The sequence below is a fragment of the Enterobacter sp. JBIWA005 genome (assembly GCF_019968805.1).
Lineage (GTDB): Bacteria > Pseudomonadota > Gammaproteobacteria > Enterobacterales > Enterobacteriaceae > Enterobacter > Enterobacter vonholyi.
The window spans coordinates 627764-652069 of sequence record NZ_CP074159.1 but is presented as its reverse complement, the minus strand read 5'-3'; the positions used below and the strand labels follow the sequence as shown (position 1 = coordinate 652069).

Below are 24306 nucleotides of genomic sequence, written 5' to 3'. Positions count from 1 at the left end.
CTCGTTATTTCTGATTAAGGCTGCCGGAGAGAATGCAGAACACCCCCATCAGGTCAGCGTGACGGATAGTGACTTCCGTCTTTTCATTCACTTTTGGCTTGGCATGGTAGGCAATGCCCAGGCCGGCCGCTTTGATCATCGGCAGATCGTTCGCGCCGTCCCCGATAGCGACGGTCTGGATAACCGGAATTTCATATTTTTCCGCCAGACGCGTCAGCGTATTGGCTTTGTACTGGGCATCAACAATATCGCCGATCACCTGGCCGGTCAGCTTGCCGTCCATGATCTCCAGCTCATTGGCCACCACGGTGGTCAGATGCAGTTTTTCCCGCAGGTAATCCGCGAAGAAGGTGAAGCCACCTGAGGCGATCGCCACCTTCCAGCCGAGGGACTGCAGCTTCAGCACCAGCTGCGTCAGCCCAGGCATCAGCGGCAGTACGTCGCGCACCTGACGCAGAATGTTGGCATCGGCCCCTTTCAGGGTCGCCACGCGCTGGCGCAGGCTGGCGGTGAAGTCCAGCTCGCCGCGCATCGCACGCTCGGTGACTTCCGCCACCAGCTCGCCGCTGCCCGCCAGCTTCGCAATTTCGTCGATACACTCGATCTGAATGGCGGTAGAGTCCATGTCCATGACCAGCAGGCCCGGCGTTTTCAGGTGCGGAATTTTACCCAGCGGCGCGACGTCCAGCCCGGCGTCATGCGCCAGACGCGTGGCGCGCTGCGTCAAAGAGCCTGCCAGGCGAATGACCTGATAGTCTTCCACGCACCAGGCGGCGACGATGACCATCGCCGCACCCAGTTTGGTTTGATACTGGGTCAGGCGTTGCTTATCCAGACCGCGTCCGTAGAGGAGCCAGCCGCTACGACCGGCATGGTAATCCAGAGGCATCACCTCATCGCCACTTAAAGAGAGCGGCAATCCTGGCCATAAAGAGACATCCGTTGGCAGGTCACACCAGGTAATGTTCGGCATTAAAGCTCCTGTAATTTCGTTCGCGCCGGAAGGTTGCAGAGGGAAAATAACGCATGAGGCTACCCTGTAACCATCACTTCTGGCAACATTAAGCCGTAAATTTTCAGCAGGTGGAATATGGCTCGCGCAAAACTGAAATTCCGGCTCCATCGCGCCGTGATCGTCCTTTCCTGTCTCGCACTCTTAGTGGTGCTGATGCAGGGGGCATCGTGGTTTAGCCAGAATCATCAACGGCAACGCAACCCGCAGTTTGAGGAGCTGGCCCGCACGCTGGCGCGCCAGGTGACGCTCAACGTCGCACCGTCCATGCGTACCGAAACGCCGGACGATAAGCGGATAGGCCAGGTTTTACGCCTGCTCACGGAGAATAGCCGCATTCTTGATGCTGGCGTCTATGATGAGCAAGGCAACCTGATTGCCCGCGCGGGCGAGCACGTCGACGTGCGCGACAGGCTGGCGCTGGACGGGAAAAAAGCCGGGGGCTACTTTAACCAGCAGATTGTCGAACCTATTCAGGGGAAGAATGGCCCGCTGGGCTATCTGCGCCTGACCCTCGATACCCACACCCTGCCTACTGAAGCCAAACAGGTCGATAATACCACCAATATTCTGCGCCTGATGCTGCTGCTTTCACTCGCCATCGGCGTTGTGCTGGCGCGCACCCTGCTTCGCGGCAAGCGCTCGCGATGGCAGCAATCACCGTTCCTGCTGACCGCCAGCAGATCCGTTCCCGAAGACGAAGAGAGCGAGAAGAAAGAATAGTGATAAAGTAGGTGAACGATTCGGAAAAGGAACTTTGCCATGACGACGTTACGCCTGCTTATCTCTGACTCTTACGATCCCTGGTTTAATCTCGCGGTAGAAGAGTGCATTTTCCGCCAGATGCCTGCCACCCAGCGCGTACTGTTTCTCTGGCGTAACGCCGATACGGTGGTCATTGGCCGCGCACAAAATCCGTGGAAAGAGTGTAATACGCGGCGTATGGAAGAGGATAACGTCCGCCTCGCGCGCCGGAGCAGCGGCGGTGGCGCGGTCTTTCACGATCTGGGCAATACCTGCTTTACCTTTATGGCGGGAAAACCGGAATACGACAAAACCATCTCAACTTCGATTGTCCTCAATGCGCTGAATTCACTCGGCGTGACGGCTGAAGCCTCCGGACGTAACGATCTGGTGGTGAAAACCCCCGACGGGGATCGCAAGGTGTCCGGCTCCGCCTACCGCGAAACGATGGATCGCGGGTTCCACCACGGCACCCTGTTGCTGAATGCCGATCTCAGCCGTCTGGCTAACTACCTGAACCCTGACAAGAAAAAGCTCCAGGCCAAAGGGATTACTTCCGTGCGCGGCCGCGTGGCGAATCTGGTGGAGCTGCTGCCGGGGATTACGCACGAGCAGATTTGCGACGCGATTCGTGAAGCGTTCTTTGAACATTACGGCGAGCGCGTGGAAGCAGAAGTGATCTCCCCAGACAAAACCCCGGATCTGCCCAACTTCGCCGAAACCTTCGCCCGCCAGAGCAGCTGGGAGTGGAACTTCGGTCAGGCTCCTGCGTTTTCCCATCTGCTGGACGAGCGTTTTACCTGGGGCGGCGTGGAATTGCACTTTGACGTGGAGAAGGGCCATATCACCCGCACGCAGGTGTTTACCGATAGCCTGAACCCGGCACCATTAGAGGCGCTGGCGGCACGTTTGCAGGGCTGTTTGTACAGGGCGGATATGCTGCAGCAGGAATGCGACGCGTTGATCGGAGATTTCCCTGAGCAGGAAAAAGAGCTGCGGGAGCTGTCGGCGTGGATTGCACAGGCCGTGCGCTAGGTGCGGTCTGGTGCCCTCACCCCGGCCCTCTCCCGCAGGGAGAGGGAGGGAAGAGAAAGAATTACGCTTTATCGCCCAGCAGAACGGATTCCAGCGCGATTTTGATCATGTCGTTGAAGGTAGTTTGACGCTCGGCAGCGGTGGTCTGCTCGTGGGTACGGATGTGGTCAGACACGGTACAGATGGTCAGCGCTTTCGCACCAAACTCAGCCGCGATGCCGTAGATACCCGCCGCTTCCATTTCCACGCCCAGAATGCCGTATTTTTCCATCACGTCGAACATCTCGCCGCCGTCCGGGGCATAGAACAGGTCAGCAGAGAAGATGTTACCCACGCGCGCTTCAACGCCCAGTGCTTTTGCCGCGTCAACCGCGTCGCGCACCATGCCGAAGTCAGCAATCGCTGCGAAGTCATGGTCTTTGAAACGCATACGGTTAACTTTGGAATCGGTGCAGGCACCCATACCGATAACGATGTCGCGCAGTTTAACGTCCATGCGCACCGCGCCGCAGGAGCCAACGCGGATAATTTTCTTCACGCCGAAATCGGTGATCAGCTCTTTAGTGTAGATAGAGCAGGATGGGATACCCATACCGTGGCCCATAACGGAAATTTTGCGGCCTTTATAGGTACCGGTGAAGCCCAGCATGCCGCGAACGTTGTTCACTTCACGCACGTCTTCCAGGAAGGTTTCTGCAATGTGCTTCGCGCGCAGCGGGTCGCCCGGCATCAATACGACGTCAGCGAAATCACCCATTTCTGCATTAATGTGAGGAGTTGCCATCTTCAGTTCCTTTAACATTGTTTATTCTTTTCACCCTCTCCCGCAGGGAGAGGGCCGGGGTGAGGGCATCAGACCTCACCCTACATGATTCAGAACATGGCCTTGCCATATTCCATGTCAGACGTACCAAAGTATTTGGCGATAGTCTGGCCGATGTCCGCGAAGGTTTCACGGTGCCCCAGCGAGCCCGGCTTCACTTTCGGGCCGTACACCAGCACCGGAATGTGCTCGCGGGTGTGGTCGGTACCGGTCCAGGTTGGGTCACAGCCGTGGTCCGCGGTCAGGATCAGAATGTCATCTTCACCCACCAGCTCCATCAGCTCCGGCAGACGGCGGTCGAACAGCTCAAGACCCGCAGCATAACCCGCGACGTCGCGACGGTGACCCCAGGAGGAGTCGAAGTCCACGAAGTTGGTGAAGACAATGGTGTTGTCGCCCGCTTCTTTCATCTCTTTGATGGTGGCATCGAACAGCGCATCCAGACCGGTCGCTTTGACCTTTTTGGTGATGCCGCAGTTAGCGTAGATATCCGCGATTTTACCCACGGACACCACGTGACCGTCCTTCTCTTCAACCAGCTTCTGCAGCACGGTTGGCGCCGGCGGCTCAACGGCCAGATCGTGACGGTTACCGGTACGCTGGAAGTTACCCGCTTTGTCGCCGATAAACGGACGCGCGATCACGCGCCCAATGTTGTAGCCGCCTTCGGTCAGCTCTTCACGGGCGATTTCGCACAGCTCGTAGAGTTTATCCAGGCCAAACGTCTCTTCGTGGCAGGCAATCTGGAACACGGAGTCAGCAGAAGTGTAGAAAATCGGCTTGCCGGTTTTCATGTGCTCTTCGCCGAGCTGGTCCAGAATCACGGTACCGGAAGAGTGGCAGTTGCCGAGGTAACCCGGCAGGTTGGCACGCTTCACCAGCTTATCGAGCAGCTCCTGCGGGAAGCTGTTCTCGTGATCGGAGAAGTAACCCCAGTCGAACAGCACCGGCACACCTGCGATTTCCCAATGGCCAGACGGGGTGTCTTTACCGGAGGAGAGCTCGTGAGCCCAGGCGTAGGCGCCCACGACTTCCGCGTTGCCGTCCATTCCGGCTGCGATTTTACCGGTAGAGCCTTCATGCGCTTTCACCAGCCCGAGGCGGGTCAGGTTAGGTAGAGTCAGAGGGCCTTTACGACCGTTGTCCGCTTCGCCTTTTGCACAGGCTTCCGCGATGTGACCCATGGTATCGGAACCCACGTCACCAAAACGTTCTGCATCTTCGGTTGCGCCGATGCCGAATGAGTCCAGCACCATAATAAATGCACGTTTCATAATTGTTCTCCGTACGTAGTGCTTCAAAAATTATCGATCAGATCAGTATACCGCTATTCGGTGATACGGCGATAGACAGTCGGTGTGGTTTCCGGTGCTTTATTGTCAAGCGAGATGGCCGCCTTCACCGCTTTCGCCGCTTCCTGCCAGCTGGCTTCGTCTTTGGCGTGGATCACCGCCAGCGGACGTTGGCCGTCAACGCTGTCGCCCAGACGGGCCATATCGGTAAAGCCGACGCTGTAATCAATGGTGTCTGAGGCCTGACGGCGGCCGCCACCCATCGAGACCACCGCCATGCCGAGGGCACGGGTGTCCATGGCGGAGACAAACCCTTCGCTATCGGCATACACCGCTTTGCTGAGCGTCGCGGTTGGCAGGTACTTCGCGTAATTTTCGACGAAGTCTGTCGGGCCTTTTTGCGCCGCGACCATGCGGCCGAAGATCTCCGCCGCTTTGCCGTTATCCAGCACCGCCTGCAGTTTCGCGCGCGCTTCCGCATCGTCTTTGGCCAGCTTGCCGGAGATTAACATCTCAACGCACAGCGCCATGGTCACGTCAAACAGACGCGGGTTGCGGTATTCACCGGTCAGGAACTGCACCGCTTCACGCACTTCGACTGCGTTACCGGCGCTGGACGCCAGCACCTGGTTCATGTCGGTGAGCAGCGCGGTGGTGCGCACGCCCGCGCCATTGGAGACGCCAACGATCGCTTCGGCAAGCGCAGCAGAAAGTTCATAGGTCGGCATAAACGCGCCGCTGCCGACCTTCACGTCCATCACCAGCGCATCCAGCCCTTCCGCCAGCTTCTTCGCCAGGATAGAGGCGGTGATCAGCGGGATGGAGTCAACGGTCGCGGTGATGTCGCGGGTCGCGTAGAAACGCTTGTCTGCCGGAGCAAGAGAGCTGGTCTGGCCGATAATCGCCACACCAACGTCTTTAATTATGTCGCGGAAGCGGTTGTCATCCGGGAAGATATCGAAGCCCGGAATGGCTTCCAGTTTGTCGAGCGTACCGCCGGTGTGGCCCAGGCCGCGTCCGGAGATCATCGGGATGTAACCGCCACAGGCTGCCACCATAGGGCCGAGCATCAGGGAGGTCACGTCGCCCACGCCGCCGGTGGAGTGTTTATCCACAATCGGGCCATTAAGATTGAGGCTTTTCCAGTCCAGAACGGTTCCTGAATCTCGCATCGCCATGGTCAGCGACACGCGCTCAGGCATCGACATATCGTGGAAGAAAATGGTCATCGCCAGAGCCGCAATCTGCCCTTCTGAGACGGTGTTATCACGAATGCCGTTGATGAAGAAGCGGATCTCTTCGTCGCTTAATGCATGACCATCACGTTTTTTACGAATAATTTCTTGTGCGAGAAACACGGTAACCCCCATGAGGAATCGGGTGAATGGTGGCGGGTACGGTTTACCCGACCACGATCCGGGTAGGCCGGGTAAGCGTAGCGCCACCCGGCAATTCAAACTTAGTAGCTGCTTGCGCTCTTACCGTCGCCGTGACCCAGCGCTTTCAGCAGGCTGGCCAGCAGGCTGGAGGCGCCGAAGCGGTAGTGACGGGAATCGGCCCAGTCGGCACCAAACAGCTCGTCGGCAATCGCCAGGAACTGCTGCGCGTCTTCCGCGGTACGCACGCCGCCCGCAGGTTTGAAACCAACGGTTTTGGACACGCCCATGTCGCGGATCACTTCCATCATGATGCGCGCGCTTTCCGGGGTCGCATTCACCGGTACTTTACCGGTAGAGGTTTTAATGAAATCCGCACCGGCTTTGATGGAGATTTCAGATGCCTTACGAATCAGCGCCTCTTCTTTAAGCTCGCCGGTTTCGATGATCACTTTCAGCAGCACGTTTGCCGCCGCACACGCGTCTTTACAGGCTTTCACCAGGTCAAAACCGACCTGCTCGTTACCGGCGATCAGCGCGCGGTACGGGAACACTACGTCAACTTCGTCTGCGCCGTAGGCAATTGCCGCGCGGGTTTCTGCCAGCGCAATGTCGATATCGTCGTTGCCGTGCGGGAAGTTAGTTACGGTTGCAATGCGCACGTCCGGGGTGCCCTGCTCTTTCAGCGTCTTACGGGCAATCGGGATAAAGCGCGGGTAAATACAAACGGCTGCGGTATTACCCACTGGCGTTTTCGCCTGATGGCACAGGGCGATGACTTTCTCATTAGTGTCGTCATCGTTCAGGGTGGTCAGGTCCATCAGTTTCAACGCGCGCAGGCTGCTTGCAGTTAAATCGGTCATAACTTTCTCCAACGGCAGTGCCGTATAAATTTTACCTTGCGGGTCTGTGAGTATTCTAACATTCACCCGCATCCACACTTCGACATTCATCACAGTTAATGAAAACTGCATACAAATTTGCATTACTGTAATGAGATCTTCTTCAAACTTTAGTAGGGAGATTGCCGACTAAAGCAGCAATACCCCCTGTGGGATCAAAAGCGCCAACAGGCAGGCTTTCTACAATCCGTTCATCATCCGCAGAACATTCAAGGAAGCGAATATGCCCCACTCCAGCCCCGACGCCCTGCAGCAACGTTGCCAGCAGATTGTGACAAGCCCGGTGTTAACCCCGGAACAAAAACGTCATTTTCTGGCGCTGGAAGCGGAAAACAACCTGCCGTATCCGGCACTCCCTGAAGCTGCGCGCGCCGCGCTGGACGAGGGGTTTATCTGCGACATGTTCGAAGGCCATGCGCCTTACAAACCCCGTTACGTTCTGCCGGATTACGCAAAATTTCTGGCTAATGGTTCAGAATGGCTTGAGCTGGAAGGGGCAAAAGATCTCGACGATGCCCTCTCGCTGTTAACCATCCTCTACCATCATGTTCCGTCCGTCACATCGATGCCGGTCTATCTCGGTCAGCTTGATGCGTTGCTGCAACCTTATGTTAGAATTCTAACACAAGAAGAGTTCGATAGCCGAATAAAACGTTTCTGGCGCTATCTCGACCGTACGCTGCCCGATGCGTTTATGCACGCAAACATCGGGCCTGCTGACGGCCCCATCACCCGTGCCATTTTGCGGGCCGATGCAGAGCTGAAGCAGGTCGCGCCAAACCTGACCTTTATCTACGATCCGGATATCACCCCGGATGATTTGCTGCTTGAGGTAGCAAAAAACATATGTGAATGCAGCAAACCGCATATTTCTTATGGCCCGGTGAATGATAAAATTTTCACAAAAGGCCGTTACGGCGTGGTGAGCTGTTACAACTCCCTGCCGCTTGCAGGCGGTGGCAGCACCCTGGTGCGCCTTAACCTCAAAGCCATTGCTGAACGTAGCACATCCATTGAAGACTTCTTCACCCGCACGCTCCCGCACTACTGCCAGCAGCAAATGGCCATCATCGATGCACGCTGCGGTTTCCTGTACGAGCAATCTGGCTTCTTTGAGAATAGCTTCCTGGTGAAAGAGGGGCTGATTGATGCCGATCGGTTTGTGCCGATGTTTGGCATGTACGGCCTGGCGGAAGCGGTAAACGCGCTCTGTGAGAAAGCAGGAATAGCGGGACGCTACGGAAAAGATGAGCAGGCCAATGCGCTGGGCTATCGCATCAGCGAACAGCTTGCGGCGTTTGTCGAAAACACGCCGGTGAAGCACGCCTGGAAGCAGCGCGCGATGCTTCATGCCCAGTCGGGGATCAGCTCCGATTCGGGTACCACGCCAGGCGCGCGCCTGCCCTACGGCGACGAGCCGGATCCCATCAGCCACCTGCTGGCGGTGGCTCCCCATCACAAGCACTACTCTTCCGGGATAAGCGATATTATGACGCTGGATGAAACGGTAAAACGCAACCCTCAGGCGGTGGTTCAGCTTTGCCTGGGCGCGTTCAGGGCCGGTATGCGTGAATTTACCGCCAACGTAGCGGGTAACGATCTGGTCCGCGTGACCGGCTATATGGTTCGCTTGTCGGATCTGGAGAAATACCGGGAAGCCGGATCGCGCACCAATACCACGTGGCTGGGGGAAGAAGCCGCACGCAATACCCGTATTCTGGAACGTCAGCCTCGCGTGATTAGCCATGAACAGCAGATGCGCTTTAGTTAGTCAGGTCATTCCTTTTTCCTGCGTAGACGGGCCGGGCAGCCGCCTGGCACTGTTCCTGCAGGGCTGCAACCTGCGCTGTAAAACCTGCCACAACCCGTGGACGATCGGCCGCTGCAACGACTGCGGGGACTGCGTGCCCCACTGCCCGCACGACGCGCTGATTATGCATGCGGGACGCGTCTGGTGGCAGGAGAGCGACTGCCACCAGTGCGACACCTGCCTGCGCCTGTGCCAGCAGCAGGCAACGCCTATGGCGCACCGCCTGAGCGTGGAGGAGATCCTCGCTCAGGTCCGCAAATCTGCAACGTTTATAGAGGGGATCACCGTAAGCGGTGGAGAAGCCACAACGCAACTGCCGTTTTTAGTAACGCTGTTCACCGCGATCAAAGCCGATCCCGCCCTGCATCATCTGACCTGCCTGGTAGACAGCAACGGCTTGTTAAGCGAAACCGGCTGGCAAAAGCTGCTGCCGGTACTGGATGGCGCGATGCTGGATCTCAAGGCGTGGGGTAACGCGCACCATCGCTTCCTGACCGGGCGCGACAATCCGCAGATCAAGCAGAGCATCCGCTGGCTGGCAGATCGTCGCCGTTTGACGGAGCTCCGCCTGCTGGTGATTCCGGGGCAGTGTGACTATCTGGAACACCTCAAGCCACTGACGACGTTTATCCACGGGCTGGGAAACGTGCCGGTACGCCTCAATGCGTTTCATGCGCACGGCGTGTACGGTGAGGCGGCGTCATGGCACAGCGCCACGCCCGAGGACGTTGAACCGCTGGCGCGGGCGCTGGAAAAACAGAAGATAACGGTGATCCGCCCGGCGCTTTATCTATAGCGTGATGCTAAATACCAAACGGGTATTTTCCAGCAGCGCGTCGGCAATCACCTCTTCTGGCTCCTTTCGCAGTTCACACAGGGTGGTAAACACGCGTGCCGCTTGCTCCGGACGATTTGGCTGGCCCTGAAAACCATTCAATGGCATGTCAGGCGCGTCGGTTTCCAGCAGAAGCGCCGACAGCGGCAACTGTGCCATTACGTCCCGGGTTTTACTGGCCCGGGGATAGGTGATGGTGCCACCTACACCAATTTTGTAGCCCAGTTCGATAAAGCGCTGCGCCTGCTGCAGGCTGCCGGAGAAACCGTGCACGACGCCCCTGCGCGGCAGATCGATGCGTTTCAGGTGCATCGCCAGCTTATCGTGCGTGCGTCTTGAGTGGAGGATCACCGGCAGATCGTGGCGCTTCGCCAGCCTGAGCTGCGCGTCGAGGATCGTCTGCTGGCGCTCAAACTGCGGATCCTCGCGATAAAGATCGAGGCCGATCTCACCGATGGCGACAAGCTTGTCGCCTGCGGTCTGCAGTACCTCATCAAGCCTCTCAATGTGCTCATCCCGATGCCGCTCAATCACAATCGGATGCAGGCCGAGCGCGGCATAGAGCGCGGAATGCCGCATGGAAAGATCCAGCACGCGGGAAAAGTAAGCCGCTTCCACTGAAGGCACAATGATGGCCTGAACGCCTGCCTCGGCCGCTTTCGCAATACTGTGTTCTTCATCTCCCGTAAACGGCGGGAAATCGAAGTGGCAGTGGGTATCAATAAAGCGGTGCGTCACGCCAGATCCTCGTTATCCAGTAAAGCGTCATTCGCCTGCGGAATATCCACAAGCGGCACCGTCAGAGCGTCGTTAGCGACAATCGCAGGCGGCGTAATAATGCGTTTATGGCGATGAAGCGGCGGTTGCTCCGCCAGCATTTTCCCCACCGTCGCCAGGAAGTAGCGTCCGCACAGCCGCCCCGTTTTGTAATCCATGCGCAGCGCAGGGACGCGGCTGCCCAGCGCCATGCTCAGCAGCGGCTTAGGCGGATAAATTTCAAAAATACGCAGCTTACCCGGCGGCTTTTCAATGAATCGCTGCATCGCGCCGTAGGTGGTTTCATGCTGCTTCGCGATGTTCACCAGCGGCTGGAGGCTGCTGTCGCCAAGCCAGCGCTCCATCCGCTTAAACCACTGTGGGGTGTAATACATTTGCGACGGCACGGTACGGATCACCACGATGGTTTTCGCCCCGCGCCGTGCGGCTTCCTGCACCGGCACCGCGTCACTGATCCCGCCGTCAAGATAGCTAATACCGTCCAGCAGGGCGCCGGTACGATAAAAACCGGGGATCGCGCTGGAGGCGCGGATGATGTCCAGCCAGTTCTCTTTCTGAGGCGAAAAATAGCCCGGCGAATAGTCATCGCCCCGGCTGGCGCACATCCAGAACTCTTTGCCGCGATCAAACAGACGCGCGGCGGTGTCCATGGCCAGCGGCATCTGGCTGGAGGTCGACTCCAGCAGCCAGTCGAGATCGATCAGGTTGCCGCCGCGCACAAAGCGCACCGGGTTAAAAAATTCTTTCGCCGTGGTGTAGCGCATAATGACCTTTCGCGCGTAGCCGGGCTGGTTACAGACATAGGCAGAGAGGTTCTGCGCCCCGGCAGACGTGCCGAAATAGAGATCAAACGGGTTGAACTGCGCGCGCATAAATTCATCCAGCACGCCAGCGGTGAAAATGCCGCGCTGTCCGCCACCCTCGCAGACCAGCGCGAGTTGACCTGCGCGAAACGGCTTTAACGTCAGCGGCGCAATATTGCCGAGCGTAACGGGAATTCGTTGCCCCACCTCTGCTTTCCTGTTTTGATTATTTTATAACACCACAGTAACGCACCCGACCTGTTCCGCAAATAAGAAAAAGCCAGTCACAGTGACTGGCTTTATTTTGTTGAAGGAATATTGCGTTTGCTATGGACGTCGACGTCCCGTAAAAAGGCTGACCAGGAACAGAATAATACCCACAACGAAGACAATTTTAGCTGCCCATGCCGCTGTACCTGCCAGTCCACCAAAGCCCAATGCGGCGGCAATTAACGCGATAACCAGAAATATAATGCCCCAACGAAACATAAGCTTCTCCTTTACCATAGTTAATGTCGGCCGCTAAACGTGAGCGCTCAGGTCACTCACCGGCGTTTTTCCAGAGTCGTTCTTATTTCGCCCGCTGGTGTTAGCCAGACGGGCGAATGGTCAAGATTTACTTCGTTTTCAGATCGTTTTTAACGCTTTTCACACCGTCAATCGCTTTCGCGATGGACTCGGCACGTTCACTTTGCGCCTGCGAATCTACCGTACCGGAAAGCTGAACCACGCCATCGGTGGTTTCTACTTTCACCTTACGGGACGGCACGATGTCATCCGCTAAAAGTTTAGCTTTGATTTCGCTAGTGGTGGCAGCATCACCGGCATAACCTTTCACCGACGCGTTTTTGCCGTCACGGACGTGCAGCTTATCGCTGACGGAGGCGACACCTTCGACGCCCTTCGCCACTTTTACCGCCTGTTCAGCCTGAGCCTGGCTTTCGACAAAGCCGCTCAGCGTGACCACTTTTTTGTCGGTCTTAACGGAAATGTCGGTGCTCTTAATGGCTTCATCATCCACCAGTGCGGCTTTCACTTTTGCTGTGATTGAGCTGTCATCCATGAAATTGCCGACTTTATTCATAGAGCTATCGATTTTTTGCCCTGCGCTATCGGCCGTGGATTGTGCTTTATCCATGGTGCTGCTTTCCGCCAGGGCGGAGCCGCTCACCAGAACGCTACCCAGAGTTACAGCCAGCAGAGTTTTAGAAATCTTCAGTCTTGTCATATTCATCGATCTATTCCTGTGTTGACCCGTTATTCGGGCTGCATACTTCCTTAGTAGTTTTATATATTGCGAATAAACACGCGGGCAAAATGGATAACCTAAAGTCATGCATTGAACAGTTAATTTATCCACGCCCGGTGTTAAACACTGAGTTAAATATAGATCACTCTCACAGAGCCGCTTTCAGAATTGGGCAAAAAACGCGCGAATAGCGTGAAATTGCGTTGAATTAAGAACATTCCGCAAGGGATTAATAAGACAGGAATTAAAGAAGAGCACGGCGGGAGCCGTGCTCAGAGAGGGGATTAGTGCTCGCGGGTTTTACGGAACTGAACGTCAGGGTAACGTTCCTGCGTCAGGTTCAGGTTCACCATCGTTGGCGCGATATAGGTCAGGTTATCGCCGCCATCCAGCGCCAGCTGGACTTCATTCTTACGCTTAAATTCTTCGAATTTCTTCACGTCAGAACACTCAACCCAGCGCGCGGTCGCGACGTTCACCGATTCGTAAATCGCCTCCACGTTGTACTCGCTCTTCAGACGCGCAACGACCACGTCAAACTGCAGCACGCCGACCGCGCCAACAATCAGATCGTTATTCGCGATTGGGCGGAACACCTGCACGGCACCCTCTTCGGAGAGCTGAACCAGGCCTTTCAGCAGCTGTTTCTGCTTAAGCGGATCGCGCAGACGAATACGACGGAACAGTTCTGGCGCGAAGTTCGGAATACCGGTGAACTTCATCATTTCGCCCTGGGTGAAGGTATCACCGATCTGGATGATGCCGTGGTTGTGCAGCCCAATGATGTCGCCCGGATAGGCCTCTTCAACGTGCGAACGGTCACCCGCCATAAAGGTCAGCGCGTCGGAGATTACAACGTCTTTCCCGATACGCACCTGGCGCAGCTTCATGCCCTTTTCATATTTACCGGACACCACGCGCATAAAGGCCACGCGGTCACGGTGTTTCGGATCCATGTTGGCCTGAATCTTAAACACGAAGCCGGTGAACTTCTCTTCTTTCGCTTCCACTTCACGGGTGTCGGTTTTGCGCGGCATCGGCTGCGGCGCCCACTCCACCAGGCCGTCGAGCATGTGGTCAACGCCGAAGTTACCCAGTGCGGTACCGAAGAAGACCGGGGTAATTTCGCCGCTCAGGAACAGCTCTTTGTCGAATTCGTGAGACGCGCCCTTGACCAGCTCCAGCTCGTCACGCAGCTGCGCGGCCAGCTCTTCGCCAACCGCCGCGTCCAGATCCGGGTTGTCCAGACCTTTAACAATGCGCACTTCCTGAATGGTGTGGCCTTTACCGGTCTGATACAGGTAAGTTTCGTCTTTATAGAGGTGATACACCCCTTTGAACAGCTTACCGCAGCCAATTGGCCAGGTGATTGGCGCACAGGCGATCTTCAGCTCGTTTTCTACTTCATCCATCAGCTCCATCGGATCGCGGATGTCACGGTCAAGCTTGTTCATAAAGGTGAGGATCGGCGTATCGCGCAGACGGGTGACTTCCATCAGCTTACGGGTCCTGTCTTCTACACCTTTCGCGGCGTCGATCACCATCAGACAGCAGTCCACCGCAGTCAGGGTACGGTAGGTATCTTCGGAGAAGTCTTCGTGGCCCGGGGTGTCCAGCAGGTTCACCAGGCAGTCGTGATACGGGAACTGCATCACGGAGGTGGTAATCGAAATACCACGCTGTTTTTCCATCTCCATCCAGTCGGATTTTGCATGCTGGCTGGAACCACGGCCTTTAACGGTACCCGCAGTCTGGATCGCCTGTCCGAACAGCAACACCTTCTCGGTGATGGTCGTTTTACCGGCATCCGGGTGAGAGATAATGGCAAAAGTGCGGCGCTTGGCCACCTCTTGCAGATAAGGAGACAACGTCATAATTAAATCTTCTTTTATAAGCGCGGCAGCACGCCACGCATCATGGAATACAAAATTGCGGCTATTTTACCCATCAACGGGGGGCAGGCAATCATTGTTTACACAGGAGTTGCTCCAGTTCGTTCAACGACGTGACGGTCCAGGTCGGCTCGATGCCTTCAGGCTTCACGCGGCCATGCGCGTTGAGCCACACGGTCGACAGACCTGACTTCATGCCGCCCAGGATATCTGACTCTGCCGTATCACCCACCATCAGGACGCGATCGCGGTCGGGATTTCCGGCCTGCGCCAGCGCATAATCGAAAATACGCGGATCCGGCTTCGGCACGCCAACCTCTTCCGAGATCACCAGCGCGTCGAAATGATCGCGCAGGCCGGTGCGCTCAAGGCGGATCTGCTGCAGGGCGGTAAAACCGTTGGTGATGATCCCCAGTTTCACCTTGCCTTTCAACGCATTCAGCAGGGAAACCGCGCCCGGCAGCGGCGCACAGATATCGGCCATCGCGTTCAGGAACGCATCGTTCAGCGTCCCCGGACTGACCTTTAAGCGTTCCGCCCAGACGTCAAAGCGCTGGTGCTGAAGTTGTAACGCGGTGATGGCACCGTTCTGGTAATCCACCCACAGCGGCTTATTTACCGCCTGATAGTCCTGAAAATCTTCAGCGGTGAAGGTCACGCTATAGTCGAGAAACATCCGCTGCAGGCCGCCGAACGAATCAAACGTAAACAGCGTTTCGTCGGCATCAAAGAAAATCCAGTCCCATTTCATCGTTACAACCTTATATTCGTTATCCAATCGGCAGAGCCATGATAATGGCGTCTTCACGTCCCTCTGCGGTGGGGTAGTAGTTACGGCGGATTGTCGCCTCGTTAAAGCCTAAGCTTTGATAGAGCGCGATGGCGGCGACATTCGACGCGCGCACCTCCAGCCACAGGGTGAAAACGTCACGGGTTTCGAGCTCACGGATGAGGTGCTCAAGCAGTTCTCTTCCCAGCCCACGGCGCTGAAACGCGGGATCAACCGCGATATTAAACAGCGTCGCTTCATCAAGAACAACCTGCGTGATCGCGAAAGCGGCCATGGTGCCGTCAACGTCCAGGCGGTAGTTCAGATACCGTTCGCCCTGATTACTGGCGAAGGTTTTTTCGCTCCATGGAAACGCATGGGCGCGTGTTTCAATCGCGAACGCTGTGGACAGGTCAGGCGTCGTGAGGGAAGAAATCGTGTTCATATTCGCAGATTTGTTGCCATAGCGCGCTGCGCGCTTTTGGGTTGGCTTTCAGTTCGTCCAGCGCTGGCGAGCAGATCTGGCTCCCCTGAAGAGAGATCTCATTTGCCTCTCCGATACGCCAGATGTTACAGCGGCTATCAGGAGGCAGCATCGCGACACGCTCTGGCGTCAGCGGTAAAACCTGGTCGGCCGTCAGCTTCAGGCAGCGAAGGACATCACCGATCAGGGGGTCATTCAGGGCAGGCAGTTCTTCTGCCACCATCACCAGACGAACGTGCGCCGGGATGGAGATGGCGATTTCGCCCTGCAACGCCGTCGGGCGACGCAAAGCCCACTGGGTAATGCCCAGCTGCTGCAACTGCCAGTCTCGTCGGGATGTCATAGGGAAAACTCCTGTCTCTCAGGCGCGCAAATATAGCAAATGTGTCGAAAGTGCGCCATCTACCTACTATAATCCCCGCCTGAGTTTATTGAGGAACAATTCATGTCTGCATTTACCCCGGCAAGTGAAGTCTTGCTGCGTCACAGTGATGATTTCGAAGAAAGCCGTATTCTGTTTGCCGGAGATATGCAGGATGACCTGCCTGCGCGTTTCGACTGTGCTGAAAGCCGTGCCCATACCCAATACTACCACCACTGGCAGGTGCTGAGCCGCCAGATGGGCGAGCGCGCGCGCTTTAGCCTGGTGGCAGAGCAGAGCGATATTGCCGACTGCGATACGCTGATCTACTACTGGCCGAAGAATAAACCTGAAGCCCAGTTCCAGTTGATGAACCTGCTCTCCCTGCTGCCGGTCGGCTGCGATATTTTCGTGGTCGGTGAAAACCGCAGCGGCGTGCGTAGCGCTGAACAGATGCTGGAAGGCTACGCGCCGTTGAATAAAGTCGACAGCGCTCGCCGCTGTGGTCTGTACCATGGCCGTCTGGAAAAACAGACAACGTTTGATCCCCAGGCTTACTGGGACGAGTACCAGCTTGACGGCCTGACCATCAAAACCCTGCCGGGCGTGTTCAGCCGCGACGCGCTGGATACGGGCAGCAAGCTGTTGCTCTCCACCCTGACGCCGCACACCAAAGGCAAAGTGCTGGACGTGGGATGCGGCGCGGGCGTGCTCTCTACCGTGCTCGCCAGCCATTCACCAAAAGTGCGCTTAACCCTGTGTGACGTGAGCGCTCCGGCGGTAGAAGCCAGCCGCGCAACGCTTGCCGCAAACGGTATTGAAGGCGAGGTGATTGCCAGCAACGTCTTCTCCGACGTCACCGGTCGCTTCGACATGATCATCTCTAACCCGCCGTTCCACGACGGCATGGAGACCAGCCTGGAAGCCGCGCAAACGCTGATCCGTGGCGCGGTCCGTCACCTCAACAGCGGCGGTGAGCTGCGTATTGTCGCGAACGCCTTCCTGGCGTACCCGAAAGTGCTGGACGAAACCTTCGGTTTCCACGAAGTGATCGCCCAGACCGGCCGCTTTAAGGTCTACCGTACCGTGATGACGCGTCAGGCCAAAAAGTAATCTCCACTCATGCAGGCCGGATAAGTGCAAGCACCATCCGGCTCCGCATGGCGTCTGCATCGGCCATTTTTGCAGCAATCAAGGCGTCGCGCGCACTTTTCTGTTGACGTAAAGCTGAAAACATCTAGAATGCGCCTCCGTGGTTACGATACTTTTACAGTATCGATGGTATGCGAAGGTGGCGGAATTGGTAGACGCGCTAGCTTCAGGTGTTAGTGTCCTTACGGATGTGGGGGTTCGAGTCCCCCCCCTCGCACCATAAATCACAATGATATTGCTCGCACTGGGCGAAGGTGGCGGAATTGGTAGACGCGCTAGCTTCAGGTGTTAGTGTCCTTACGGATGTGGGGGTTCGAGTCCCCCCCCTCGCACCAACGAGGCGATATCAACAATAGTAAGATGACTGTGCGAAGGTGGCGGAATTGGTAGACGCGCTAGCTTCAGGTGTTAGTGTCCTTAGGATGTGGGGGTTCGAGTCCCCCCCCTCGCACCAATTATCTTACATCCCTTCTGTAGTTCCTCTTCTTTTCCCTGTTATTTCAAGCTCATCAGTATCACCAGAATTCCACTGACCAGTGCTACACATGATGGTAGTAAAACAAAGTGCCGCAGTTGCTTATGCCAGATCATGCCTGACGTGACTAACAGTCCTGACACAATGATCGCTTTCCATGTATCAAGGGAGAGATCGGCAAACATCAACCCGCCGAGAATGGCTCCCGGTAGCAATACCCCCCAACCACTGCCAAGCGCCCTGTTCAACATGCTCTGCCCTCTCAAAACGATAATGATAACCAATATCATATGACACGGATTATCATTTGTCAGCTGAATGAATCAAAATCCATCGTCCTTTACCTTTCCCGTAATGACAGGAATTGCCTAAGGTGATAAATTGCACACCTGTTAACAACATCTAAAGATTTTCTGATAATTACTCTTTGAGTTTTTTTCATATTTTATTGCGATACAGCACCTACTTATTTGTTTTAATTAAATTTTAATAAAAACGCACGACTATGACATCACAATCCTGGCGGTCTTTGGTTCACAGAAAATATCAATTGTCGTTACGTTTATTTTTATTTCTGAACGCAACCTCGGCAGTGTTCTCGGTAACAAATCCGCTCAATTCTGTACGCCTGTTATCAGCCCCACTTATTGCTATTTTCTCCATCAGCACCGGTCTGTTCGTCTGGCACTGGAGAAAGCGCGCGCGGAAGATAAATATTCCTGTTGTTTCAGGGATATTCGGTATTTTGTGGGCCTGGCAAATTGTGTCTAAATTCGCCTTAATTACCCACGATCACGCGACGTATTTGTTAATCGCCCTATTAACGGTGCTTTTTATCGGAACGCTGGCATTCGCCAGTAATATCAAAGCCTTTACGCTGCATTCACTGCCTACGTTTATTGTCTGCCTGTGGTTAAGCGATCATGATATATGGCTGAGAATGACCTATTCTTTCGCACTTCCTGTGGTGGCAATTGCTATTCATAACATTTTGCAAACACGTAACGACCGTTTTGCTCAGGAGCTGCTCTCACGTCTTTTGGAAGAGCGAGAAACCCTTACCGATCTCAGCATGATGGACCCGCTTACCGGGCTTTATAATCGTCGCGGTCTGCAAAGCCGTCTGGAGAATCTGCCGACGGTTGAAAATGGCGAGCATTTTGTCCTGCTGATGGATATCGATCACTTCAAAGCCTATAACGACCATTATGGCCATATGATGGGCGACCAGGCGCTGAAGCGTGTCTCTGCGGCAATCCGCGATGCCGTGCGTTCCCGCGATATTGTGGCGCGTTTTGGCGGGGAAGAGTTTATGGTGCTGTTGACTAATATTTCTCTCGAACATGCTCGCCAGACGGCCGAGCGGATCCGTCAGAAAGTCTACGATTTGAAAATCCCGCATCTGTTTAACGAGAGCGTCGCGACAAACGTCACCATCAGCATTGGTATTGCCATTTTCGAGGATGAAGACGTAGAAGGCGCGCTGGAAAAAGCGGACAAAGCCCTCTATGAAGCCAAGCATATGGGGCGCAATAACATTCTGCTGAGTGAAGAGCTGCAGACGGCTTAAACATCACGACGATGTCACCCGGACAAAAGTCTTGCCATTGGTATAAGCAATAGTTAGGATTGGCAATCATTATCATTTAGATTTCTATCTATACTATGGCTACGCATACCGCACACATCGTCGAACCACTCCTCTGGCGAGCGCCCCTCACCAGCGGGAATGTTTCGCTTGCGGATGCCATACGGGATAAGATTGCGGAGACGCGCGCCCACCTACTGGACTTCATCAGGCTTGATGAAGCGCACCCGAATCACGCCATGACGCTCTCAGAGTGGCGTCACCCGACAAAACTGCAGTCTCTGCTGGCTACCTATTCCGACCATATCTATCGCAATCAGCCCACCCTTACGCGGGAAAATAAACCCCTGCTATCTCTCTGGGCGCAGTGGTATATCGGGCTGATGGTGCCACCGCTGATGCTGGCGCTGTTAACACAGAAGAGCATGCTGGAACTCTCGCCGGATAATTTCCACGTCGAGTTCCACGAAACCGGACGTGCGGCCTGTTTCTGGATTGATCTCCACGAAGACCAGAACGCTGAACGCCTGACGGCTCAGGAACGTATGGAGCAGCTTATCATCCAGGCCCTGATCCCGGTGGTGGAAGTGCTTGAAGCGACGGGAGAGATTAACGCAAAGCTTATCTGGAGCAATACGGGCTATTTAATCCACTGGTATTTAACGGAAATGAAGCCTCTGCTTGGTGATGAGAACGTTGATGCCCTGCGTCAGTCCTGTTTCTTTGCAAAACAGCTTTCCGATGGCCGTGACAACCCGCTATTCCGCACCGTCGTGCTCCGTGATGGGCTTATGGTTCGCCGCACCTGCTGCCAGCGCTATCGCCTGCCGGACGTTAAGCAGTGCGGGGACTGTACGCTGAAGTAGAGCAGTGAATTGCCCGGTGGCGGTTCGCTTACCGGACCTAAAAACGGGCCCGGCCTGATGCCCTCACCCTGACCCTCTCCCACGGGAAGAAGGAACAAACACTAAAAACGGCAACGTGCGTTGCCGTTTTGCTTTTACCTATGCCACCTGCTGATTGTCCTCTTCCGCGTTACGCTGCGCTTCTTCCGCTTCCTGCTCCAGCAGCTGTTTCTCGTATACTTTGAAGAACGGGAAGTAGATGATTGCCGATACGCAGGCAAGAACAACAACCAGAATAGCCGCGCGGAAATCCCAGCCCAGAGCCCACGCTGCACCTATTGGCGCCGGTGCTGTCCAGGGGACTACTGAGATGACGCGGCCAATCAGATCAAACGTCATCGCCGCCCAGGCCAGCACGGCATTTACCATCGGTGCCAGCAGGAACGGAATAAAGAACACCGGGTTCATCACAATCGGCGTACCGAAAATGACAGGTTCATTGATGTTAAAGAAGCTGGGTACCACGCTCAAACGCCCGATAGAGCGTAAATGCGCTGAACGGCTACGCAGATAGCAAATCACCAGCCCCATCGTGGCGCCCGAGCCGCCAATCACGATAAAGAACGTCCAGAACGCCTCCATAAAAATATGTGGCAGAGGCTGGCTGGCGGCCAGAGCGGTCTGGTTCGCGCCGAGGTTCGTGAGCCAGAACATCTGCAGCATCCCGGAGACGATGGCGGCTCCGTGGATCCCGGCGAACCACAACAGATGACCAATCAACACGGCCAGCAGGATCGCAGGCAGGGAATCCGCTGCGGAAACAAGAGGTTTAAAGACCGACATAATGGCCTGCGGGATCAGCATGCCGAACTGAGACTGAATGACCAGGCTCAGAGGGTAAAGCGTCAAGACCACCACCAGCACAGGGATGAGCAGATCAAAAGAGTTTTTGATCATCGGAGGTACCTGGTCTGGCAGGCGAATACCAATGTTGTGCGCCTTGAGGAAACGCATCATCTCAACGCAGTAGATCGCCACCAGAATCGCGGTAAAAATCCCCGTTCCACCCAGGCTGTCGACAGGCAGCGTGCCTTTGGTTTTCGGTGCCGCGACCAGCAGAAATGCCATCAGCGACAGCATGGCGCACATAAACGGGTCTAACTGGTGCGATTTGACATAGTGTTTGCCAAGGTTATAGGCAATGGCCGCACAGATATAAATGGACATAATGCCCATCGTCATATCAAACGGCGTCAGGATCTGACCTTCAAACTGCTTCGCCATATCCAGCCAGGCGCGGGCGAAACTCCAGGTGGTATCAGGCGAAAACGGCGGGTATGCGAACACTAACAAAAATGAACCCACAATCATGAATGGCATCGCGGAGATGAACCCATCACGAATGGCCATCACATGACGCTGGGAAGAAATCCGCCCGGCAATCGGGCTGACGTAATTTTCAACAAAACGGAATATCAGGTTAAACGCAGCATGGTTGGCAGACATGGCAGATCTCCTGTCAGACGTTTGTTACGGGCACATTTGCGCCGCACGTTGTTCCATAAATCACCTTCACAACCTTGCTGGCTTGTGTACCAGTAGTACTGCTAAGACGGAATGGTTTCATAATTTGCTCTTATTATTAGATACAGGGGACGTTACGTACTCAGTATTAATCGACGCATCACGCTCTGCAACCGGTTACTGTAACCGGTTTCCGTGATTGTGAAGATGATCCAGAAATCAGCCGTTCGGTATATTTGTTACTGAAGAGATATTTACAGAGCATAAATTCTTATGACAGATTACGCAGGATATTTGTCAGGAGGAAACAATGAGTTTGCAGTCTGTACAGCAGTTTTTTGCCGACAACGCGCCGGATATAGACGTCATTGAACTTAACCAGAGTACCGCTACCGTTGCGTTGGCTGCTGCCGCCCACCGTGTGGAACCGGGGCAAATCGCCAAGACCTTGTCACTTAAGGTGAAAAATGAGGTGATTCTGGTGGTAGCGAAAGGCGATGCGCGCCTGGATAACAAAAAGCTAAAAGACACCTTTGGTGCAAAAGCGCGCATGCTCAGCAGTGATGAAGTGGTGACCATAACCGGTCATCCCGTTGGGGGCGTGTGCCCGTTCGGCCTGGAAAACCCGCTCGCGGTTTACTGCGATGTCTCGTTAAAGCAGTACGCCGAAGTGCTGCCCGCCGCAGGCGCAATTCACAGCGCTGTGCGTATCTCACCTGACAGAATGGCAGAGCTGACTTCCGCAAAATGGGTGGATGTTTGCATCTGATTGATGCGCCAGAGCCTGTCTGGCGCGCAACAGGCAGGTTATAAAAAGGTCGGCTTGCTAAGTGTCGAACTTCGCGGTTCTCTTGCCGAAAGGTGGGTAATAATATCTGCCGCATCAAGCAACCCTACGTCAGAGTTCACCCCCAGCTTCACCATCGCATTAAACTTATGCGCCCGGATGGTCTTAATATTGCGTTCAAGCCGTGCCGCGATTTGAGGAATGGAGTATCCGCAAGACATATACCGCAGTATTGCCCTTTCCGTTGGGCTTAACATTCTGCTTTGACTCCGGTACCAGTGATTCATCATATTGTCATTGATGCGCAAGGTTTCACTCAACAACACCATGAGTTCCTTCTGCAGGTGCTCAAGCGTCAGCGATTTACTAACCACACCGTGAAGGCGTGACGGGGAAAGATGGCTAATTAATCTTGCTTCCATCTCGTCTGCAACCAGGATGATGCGCTGGATATGACCATGCGTAAACGCAAAATCCCGCAGGTGCGCCAGGCAGCTACGACGCTCTTCCCGAGCATCGGAATATGAATAGATCAGCGAGAAAAAATTGACGTGCTGAAGTGCTTTCTTAAAGCTGTCAAATTCACTAAACAGATGCAGTTGGTAATGATTCAGGCCGGGCATCGCAAAAAGATGCTTTAGCCCAACAGCACTCATCGTGCAATTTTCGACGATGGCAATATGGCTTGTTGAATCGGTTTTTTCCATTCTTCGAACTCTCCATAGGCTGACATCAAACTCAGCTCTCGCATTCCCTGTGAACTGTTTATCCAGGCGTACATATCTGCATTACTACGTAATGAAAGTCGTCGCATCGCACTGTTTTTCTGCGCACTGATGGTTTTATTGCTCTTCTTGAGCAATGTAGCGATTTGGTTGATCCCCCATCCTTTACCTAAAAGTCTCAGTACCTTGCGTTCGGAGTGCGTGAGAGCGATAAGATGTTCGTTTTCCTCCTCTGAACTTAGAGGTTCCGGGGTTAACAACATCTGGCTTACCCGCTCTGCGCGTTCTCGTCCTGCCCGTACAGCGTTAACTAAGCCTTCAATAGGTTCCATATCAGAAAGCAACGTACTTTCAGGGCGCACAAGTAACTCAACGGCAATAGGGTTAAGTGGTCGCGAAACTAAAAAGATCCAGTGAATATCCCGGTATTGATTCATTAAACTGAAATACTCTTCGAGCGCGCCCCGAGGATTCCAGTATTCGCCTGAAATGTCTGCAATGATGACGTCAGCGCGGCGTAACTGGAGCAGAGTTAACTCCTGCAATGAGCTGCAATAGGTCAATTCAAAATCGGGGAAATTGCGAGTCATCACGCCCCCTAACCCGTTTTGCATCACAGGTATCCGGCTAATGATAACGCTATGCTTACCGTGCAATGACAACATAGACCCTCCGTGTCCATTCTTCATTTGATGAGTAACGTTAAAACGCATCAACGTATGAGTATTTTTGTCCCTGAGTGTAATGCAGGTTAATACAAGTAGAAGATGAGATGTATTGTTAGTATAAGAAATGCCTAAACAGCACTAATATCTCACAAAGTGAAACAAAATTTAATTGCAGTGCCATTAAAATAACTACAATATAAAATTAGAATAACTAAATATAAATAACTTATCTTTCAATATTAATTATTCATGAAAATGATAAATTAATCCCAACCTCTTCCGCACTAAGGGGCGGCAACTGTTTGCATAAACCTTGATCTGGCCCACAGCAAGAGACACTGCACTTTGTGTTAAAAATAATCGCTATGGGCCAACCGG

The 24306-nt window shown here is 54.6% G+C and carries 25 protein-coding genes and 3 tRNA genes; 11 read left to right on the top strand and 17 right to left on the bottom strand.

Features of this window, described 5'->3' with window-relative positions; genetic code table 11:
• Positions 1-4: 4 nt before the first annotated feature.
• Positions 5-973, bottom strand: coding sequence for a phosphoserine phosphatase (gene serB, locus KGP22_RS03100; protein WP_136195634.1), 969 nt, complete (start codon positions 971-973; stop codon positions 5-7).
• Between the two features lie 117 nt (positions 974-1090).
• On the opposite strand from serB, the gene KGP22_RS03095 reads away from it, so the two are divergent.
• Positions 1091-1735, top strand: a complete 645-nt coding sequence (locus KGP22_RS03095) for a YtjB family periplasmic protein (RefSeq protein WP_032643995.1) — start codon at positions 1091-1093, stop codon at positions 1733-1735.
• Positions 1736-1774: 39 nt separating this feature from the next.
• Positions 1775-2791 (top strand): lipoate--protein ligase LplA, encoded by a 1017-nt coding sequence (lplA, locus tag KGP22_RS03090; protein ID WP_223581192.1) that lies wholly within the window; start codon positions 1775-1777, stop codon positions 2789-2791.
• A gap of 61 nt (positions 2792-2852) precedes the next feature.
• Here the strand turns inward: lplA and deoD are convergent, their stop codons facing one another.
• From deoD to deoC, 4 genes are all read right to left on the bottom strand, one after another.
• Positions 2853-3575: a purine-nucleoside phosphorylase gene (deoD, locus tag KGP22_RS03085; RefSeq protein WP_223581190.1), complete on the bottom strand. Its 723-nt coding sequence runs from the start codon at positions 3573-3575 to the stop codon at positions 2853-2855.
• A gap of 89 nt (positions 3576-3664) precedes the next feature.
• Entirely contained in the window at positions 3665-4888 is a 1224-nt protein-coding gene (deoB, locus tag KGP22_RS03080) for a phosphopentomutase (protein WP_223581188.1), read from the bottom strand.
• A gap of 53 nt (positions 4889-4941) precedes the next feature.
• A complete protein-coding gene (deoA, locus tag KGP22_RS03075) occupies positions 4942-6264 on the bottom strand; it encodes a thymidine phosphorylase (protein ID WP_149367742.1) in 1323 nt (440 codons plus the stop codon).
• A gap of 101 nt (positions 6265-6365) precedes the next feature.
• Complete coding sequence (deoC, locus tag KGP22_RS03070) at positions 6366-7145, bottom strand: deoxyribose-phosphate aldolase (RefSeq protein WP_023303054.1); 780 nt, start codon at positions 7143-7145, stop codon at positions 6366-6368.
• Between the two features lie 262 nt (positions 7146-7407).
• Between deoC and KGP22_RS03065 the strand changes: the two genes are divergently transcribed.
• Both KGP22_RS03065 and KGP22_RS03060 read left to right on the top strand, forming a co-directional pair.
• On the top strand, positions 7408-8955 hold the full coding sequence (locus tag KGP22_RS03065; protein ID WP_223581186.1) for a YjjI family glycine radical enzyme: 1548 nt from the start codon (positions 7408-7410) through the stop codon (positions 8953-8955).
• Positions 8930-9790 (top strand): YjjW family glycine radical enzyme activase, encoded by an 861-nt coding sequence (locus KGP22_RS03060; protein WP_223581184.1) that lies wholly within the window; start codon positions 8930-8932, stop codon positions 9788-9790. Before KGP22_RS03065 ends, KGP22_RS03060 begins: the two co-directional genes overlap by 26 nt.
• On the opposite strand, the gene KGP22_RS03055 is transcribed toward KGP22_RS03060, so the two are convergent.
• The 8 genes from KGP22_RS03055 to KGP22_RS03020 form a co-directional block, all read right to left on the bottom strand.
• Positions 9785-10567: a TatD family hydrolase gene (locus KGP22_RS03055; RefSeq protein ID WP_223581182.1), complete on the bottom strand. Its 783-nt coding sequence runs from the start codon at positions 10565-10567 to the stop codon at positions 9785-9787. The two genes, KGP22_RS03060 and KGP22_RS03055, sit on opposite strands and share 6 nt — an antisense overlap.
• Complete coding sequence (locus KGP22_RS03050) at positions 10564-11616, bottom strand: patatin family protein (RefSeq protein ID WP_223581180.1); 1053 nt, start codon at positions 11614-11616, stop codon at positions 10564-10566. The genes KGP22_RS03055 and KGP22_RS03050 overlap by 4 nt, the downstream gene beginning before the upstream one ends.
• Positions 11617-11736: 120 nt before the next feature.
• Positions 11737-11898, bottom strand: coding sequence for a DUF1328 domain-containing protein (locus KGP22_RS03045; protein WP_003856556.1), 162 nt, complete (start codon positions 11896-11898; stop codon positions 11737-11739).
• A 127-nt stretch (positions 11899-12025) separates the two neighbouring features.
• Entirely contained in the window at positions 12026-12643 is a 618-nt protein-coding gene (osmY, locus tag KGP22_RS03040) for a molecular chaperone OsmY (protein WP_008502075.1), read from the bottom strand.
• Positions 12644-12942: 299 nt separating this feature from the next.
• Positions 12943-14532 (bottom strand): peptide chain release factor 3, encoded by a 1590-nt coding sequence (prfC, locus tag KGP22_RS03035; protein ID WP_223581178.1) that lies wholly within the window; start codon positions 14530-14532, stop codon positions 12943-12945.
• Between the two features lie 91 nt (positions 14533-14623).
• Positions 14624-15301: a pyrimidine 5'-nucleotidase gene (gene yjjG, locus KGP22_RS03030; protein WP_023310313.1), complete on the bottom strand. Its 678-nt coding sequence runs from the start codon at positions 15299-15301 to the stop codon at positions 14624-14626.
• Positions 15302-15320: 19 nt separating this feature from the next.
• Positions 15321-15764, bottom strand: coding sequence for a ribosomal protein S18-alanine N-acetyltransferase (gene rimI / locus KGP22_RS03025; RefSeq protein ID WP_111964094.1), 444 nt, complete (start codon positions 15762-15764; stop codon positions 15321-15323).
• Positions 15733-16146 (bottom strand): DNA polymerase III subunit psi, encoded by a 414-nt coding sequence (locus tag KGP22_RS03020; RefSeq protein WP_149367747.1) that lies wholly within the window; start codon positions 16144-16146, stop codon positions 15733-15735. The genes rimI and KGP22_RS03020 overlap by 32 nt, the downstream gene beginning before the upstream one ends.
• A 102-nt stretch (positions 16147-16248) precedes the next feature.
• On the opposite strand from KGP22_RS03020, the gene rsmC reads away from it, so the two are divergent.
• The 4 genes from rsmC (at position 16249) to KGP22_RS03000 (ending at position 17770) form a co-directional block, all read left to right on the top strand.
• The gene (rsmC, locus tag KGP22_RS03015) at positions 16249-17277 is read left to right on the top strand and encodes a 16S rRNA (guanine(1207)-N(2))-methyltransferase RsmC (RefSeq protein WP_111964095.1); all 1029 of its coding nucleotides are present in this window, start codon (positions 16249-16251) and stop codon (positions 17275-17277) included.
• 172 nt (positions 17278-17449) lie between these two features.
• Positions 17450-17536 (top strand) — tRNA-Leu (locus KGP22_RS03010).
• A 28-nt stretch (positions 17537-17564) separates the two neighbouring features.
• Positions 17565-17651 (top strand) — tRNA-Leu (locus KGP22_RS03005).
• A 33-nt stretch (positions 17652-17684) separates the two neighbouring features.
• Positions 17685-17770 (top strand) — tRNA-Leu (locus KGP22_RS03000).
• A gap of 41 nt (positions 17771-17811) precedes the next feature.
• Here the strand turns inward: KGP22_RS03000 and KGP22_RS02995 are convergent.
• Positions 17812-18081 (bottom strand): DUF1435 domain-containing protein, encoded by a 270-nt coding sequence (locus KGP22_RS02995; protein WP_223581161.1) that lies wholly within the window; start codon positions 18079-18081, stop codon positions 17812-17814.
• A gap of 215 nt (positions 18082-18296) precedes the next feature.
• Here KGP22_RS02995 and KGP22_RS02990 point away from each other — a divergent pair, with 215 nt between their 5' ends.
• Both KGP22_RS02990 and fhuF read left to right on the top strand, forming a co-directional pair.
• Entirely contained in the window at positions 18297-19361 is a 1065-nt protein-coding gene (locus KGP22_RS02990; protein WP_029740020.1) for a diguanylate cyclase, read from the top strand.
• Positions 19362-19456: 95 nt separating this feature from the next.
• Positions 19457-20245: a siderophore-iron reductase FhuF gene (gene fhuF / locus KGP22_RS02985; RefSeq protein ID WP_223581158.1), complete on the top strand. Its 789-nt coding sequence runs from the start codon at positions 19457-19459 to the stop codon at positions 20243-20245.
• 138 nt (positions 20246-20383) lie between these two features.
• Here the strand turns inward: fhuF and KGP22_RS02980 are convergent, their stop codons facing one another.
• Positions 20384-21730: a PTS sugar transporter subunit IIC gene (locus KGP22_RS02980; RefSeq protein ID WP_115876505.1), complete on the bottom strand. Its 1347-nt coding sequence runs from the start codon at positions 21728-21730 to the stop codon at positions 20384-20386.
• 328 nt (positions 21731-22058) lie between these two features.
• On the opposite strand from KGP22_RS02980, the gene KGP22_RS02975 reads away from it, so the two are divergent.
• Positions 22059-22517 carry a YbaK/EbsC family protein gene (locus KGP22_RS02975; protein WP_149367749.1) on the top strand — a complete coding sequence of 153 codons (459 nt, stop codon included), beginning with the start codon at positions 22059-22061 and terminating at the stop codon, positions 22515-22517.
• A 38-nt stretch (positions 22518-22555) separates the two neighbouring features.
• Here the strand turns inward: KGP22_RS02975 and bglJ are convergent, their stop codons facing one another.
• Both bglJ and KGP22_RS02965 read right to left on the bottom strand, forming a co-directional pair.
• Positions 22556-23191: a DNA-binding transcriptional activator BglJ gene (gene bglJ, locus KGP22_RS02970; RefSeq protein ID WP_223582374.1), complete on the bottom strand. Its 636-nt coding sequence runs from the start codon at positions 23189-23191 to the stop codon at positions 22556-22558.
• Positions 23188-23925, bottom strand: coding sequence for a LuxR C-terminal-related transcriptional regulator (locus KGP22_RS02965; protein ID WP_111964101.1), 738 nt, complete (start codon positions 23923-23925; stop codon positions 23188-23190). The genes bglJ and KGP22_RS02965 overlap by 4 nt, the downstream gene beginning before the upstream one ends.
• Positions 23926-24306 lie beyond the last annotated feature (381 nt).

Coding starts and splice junctions, on each gene's coding strand:
- serB (WP_136195634.1), bottom strand. CDS start 973: ATGCCGAACATTACCTGGTGTGACCTGCCAACGGATGTCTCTTTATGG.
- KGP22_RS03095 (WP_032643995.1), top strand. CDS start 1,091: ATGGCTCGCGCAAAACTGAAATTCCGGCTCCATCGCGCCGTGATCGTC.
- lplA (WP_223581192.1), top strand. CDS start 1,775: ATGACGACGTTACGCCTGCTTATCTCTGACTCTTACGATCCCTGGTTT.
- deoD (WP_223581190.1), bottom strand. CDS start 3,575: ATGGCAACTCCTCACATTAATGCAGAAATGGGTGATTTCGCTGACGTC.
- deoB (WP_223581188.1), bottom strand. CDS start 4,888: ATGAAACGTGCATTTATTATGGTGCTGGACTCATTCGGCATCGGCGCA.
- deoC (WP_023303054.1), bottom strand. CDS start 7,145: ATGACCGATTTAACTGCAAGCAGCCTGCGCGCGTTGAAACTGATGGAC.
- KGP22_RS03065 (WP_223581186.1), top strand. CDS start 7,408: ATGCCCCACTCCAGCCCCGACGCCCTGCAGCAACGTTGCCAGCAGATT.
- KGP22_RS03060 (WP_223581184.1), top strand. CDS start 8,930: ATGAACAGCAGATGCGCTTTAGTTAGTCAGGTCATTCCTTTTTCCTGC.
- KGP22_RS03045 (WP_003856556.1), bottom strand. CDS start 11,898: ATGTTTCGTTGGGGCATTATATTTCTGGTTATCGCGTTAATTGCCGCC.
- osmY (WP_008502075.1), bottom strand. CDS start 12,643: ATGAATATGACAAGACTGAAGATTTCTAAAACTCTGCTGGCTGTAACT.
- prfC (WP_223581178.1), bottom strand. CDS start 14,532: ATGACGTTGTCTCCTTATCTGCAAGAGGTGGCCAAGCGCCGCACTTTT.
- yjjG (WP_023310313.1), bottom strand. CDS start 15,301: ATGAAATGGGACTGGATTTTCTTTGATGCCGACGAAACGCTGTTTACG.
- rimI (WP_111964094.1), bottom strand. CDS start 15,764: ATGAACACGATTTCTTCCCTCACGACGCCTGACCTGTCCACAGCGTTC.
- KGP22_RS03020 (WP_149367747.1), bottom strand. CDS start 16,146: ATGACATCCCGACGAGACTGGCAGTTGCAGCAGCTGGGCATTACCCAG.
- rsmC (WP_111964095.1), top strand. CDS start 16,249: ATGTCTGCATTTACCCCGGCAAGTGAAGTCTTGCTGCGTCACAGTGAT.
- KGP22_RS02995 (WP_223581161.1), bottom strand. CDS start 18,081: ATGATATTGGTTATCATTATCGTTTTGAGAGGGCAGAGCATGTTGAAC.
- KGP22_RS02990 (WP_029740020.1), top strand. CDS start 18,297: ATGACATCACAATCCTGGCGGTCTTTGGTTCACAGAAAATATCAATTG.
- fhuF (WP_223581158.1), top strand. CDS start 19,457: ATGGCTACGCATACCGCACACATCGTCGAACCACTCCTCTGGCGAGCG.
- KGP22_RS02980 (WP_115876505.1), bottom strand. CDS start 21,730: ATGTCTGCCAACCATGCTGCGTTTAACCTGATATTCCGTTTTGTTGAA.
- KGP22_RS02975 (WP_149367749.1), top strand. CDS start 22,059: ATGAGTTTGCAGTCTGTACAGCAGTTTTTTGCCGACAACGCGCCGGAT.
- bglJ (WP_223582374.1), bottom strand. CDS start 23,191: ATGAGTGCTGTTGGGCTAAAGCATCTTTTTGCGATGCCCGGCCTGAAT.
- KGP22_RS02965 (WP_111964101.1), bottom strand. CDS start 23,925: ATGTTGTCATTGCACGGTAAGCATAGCGTTATCATTAGCCGGATACCT.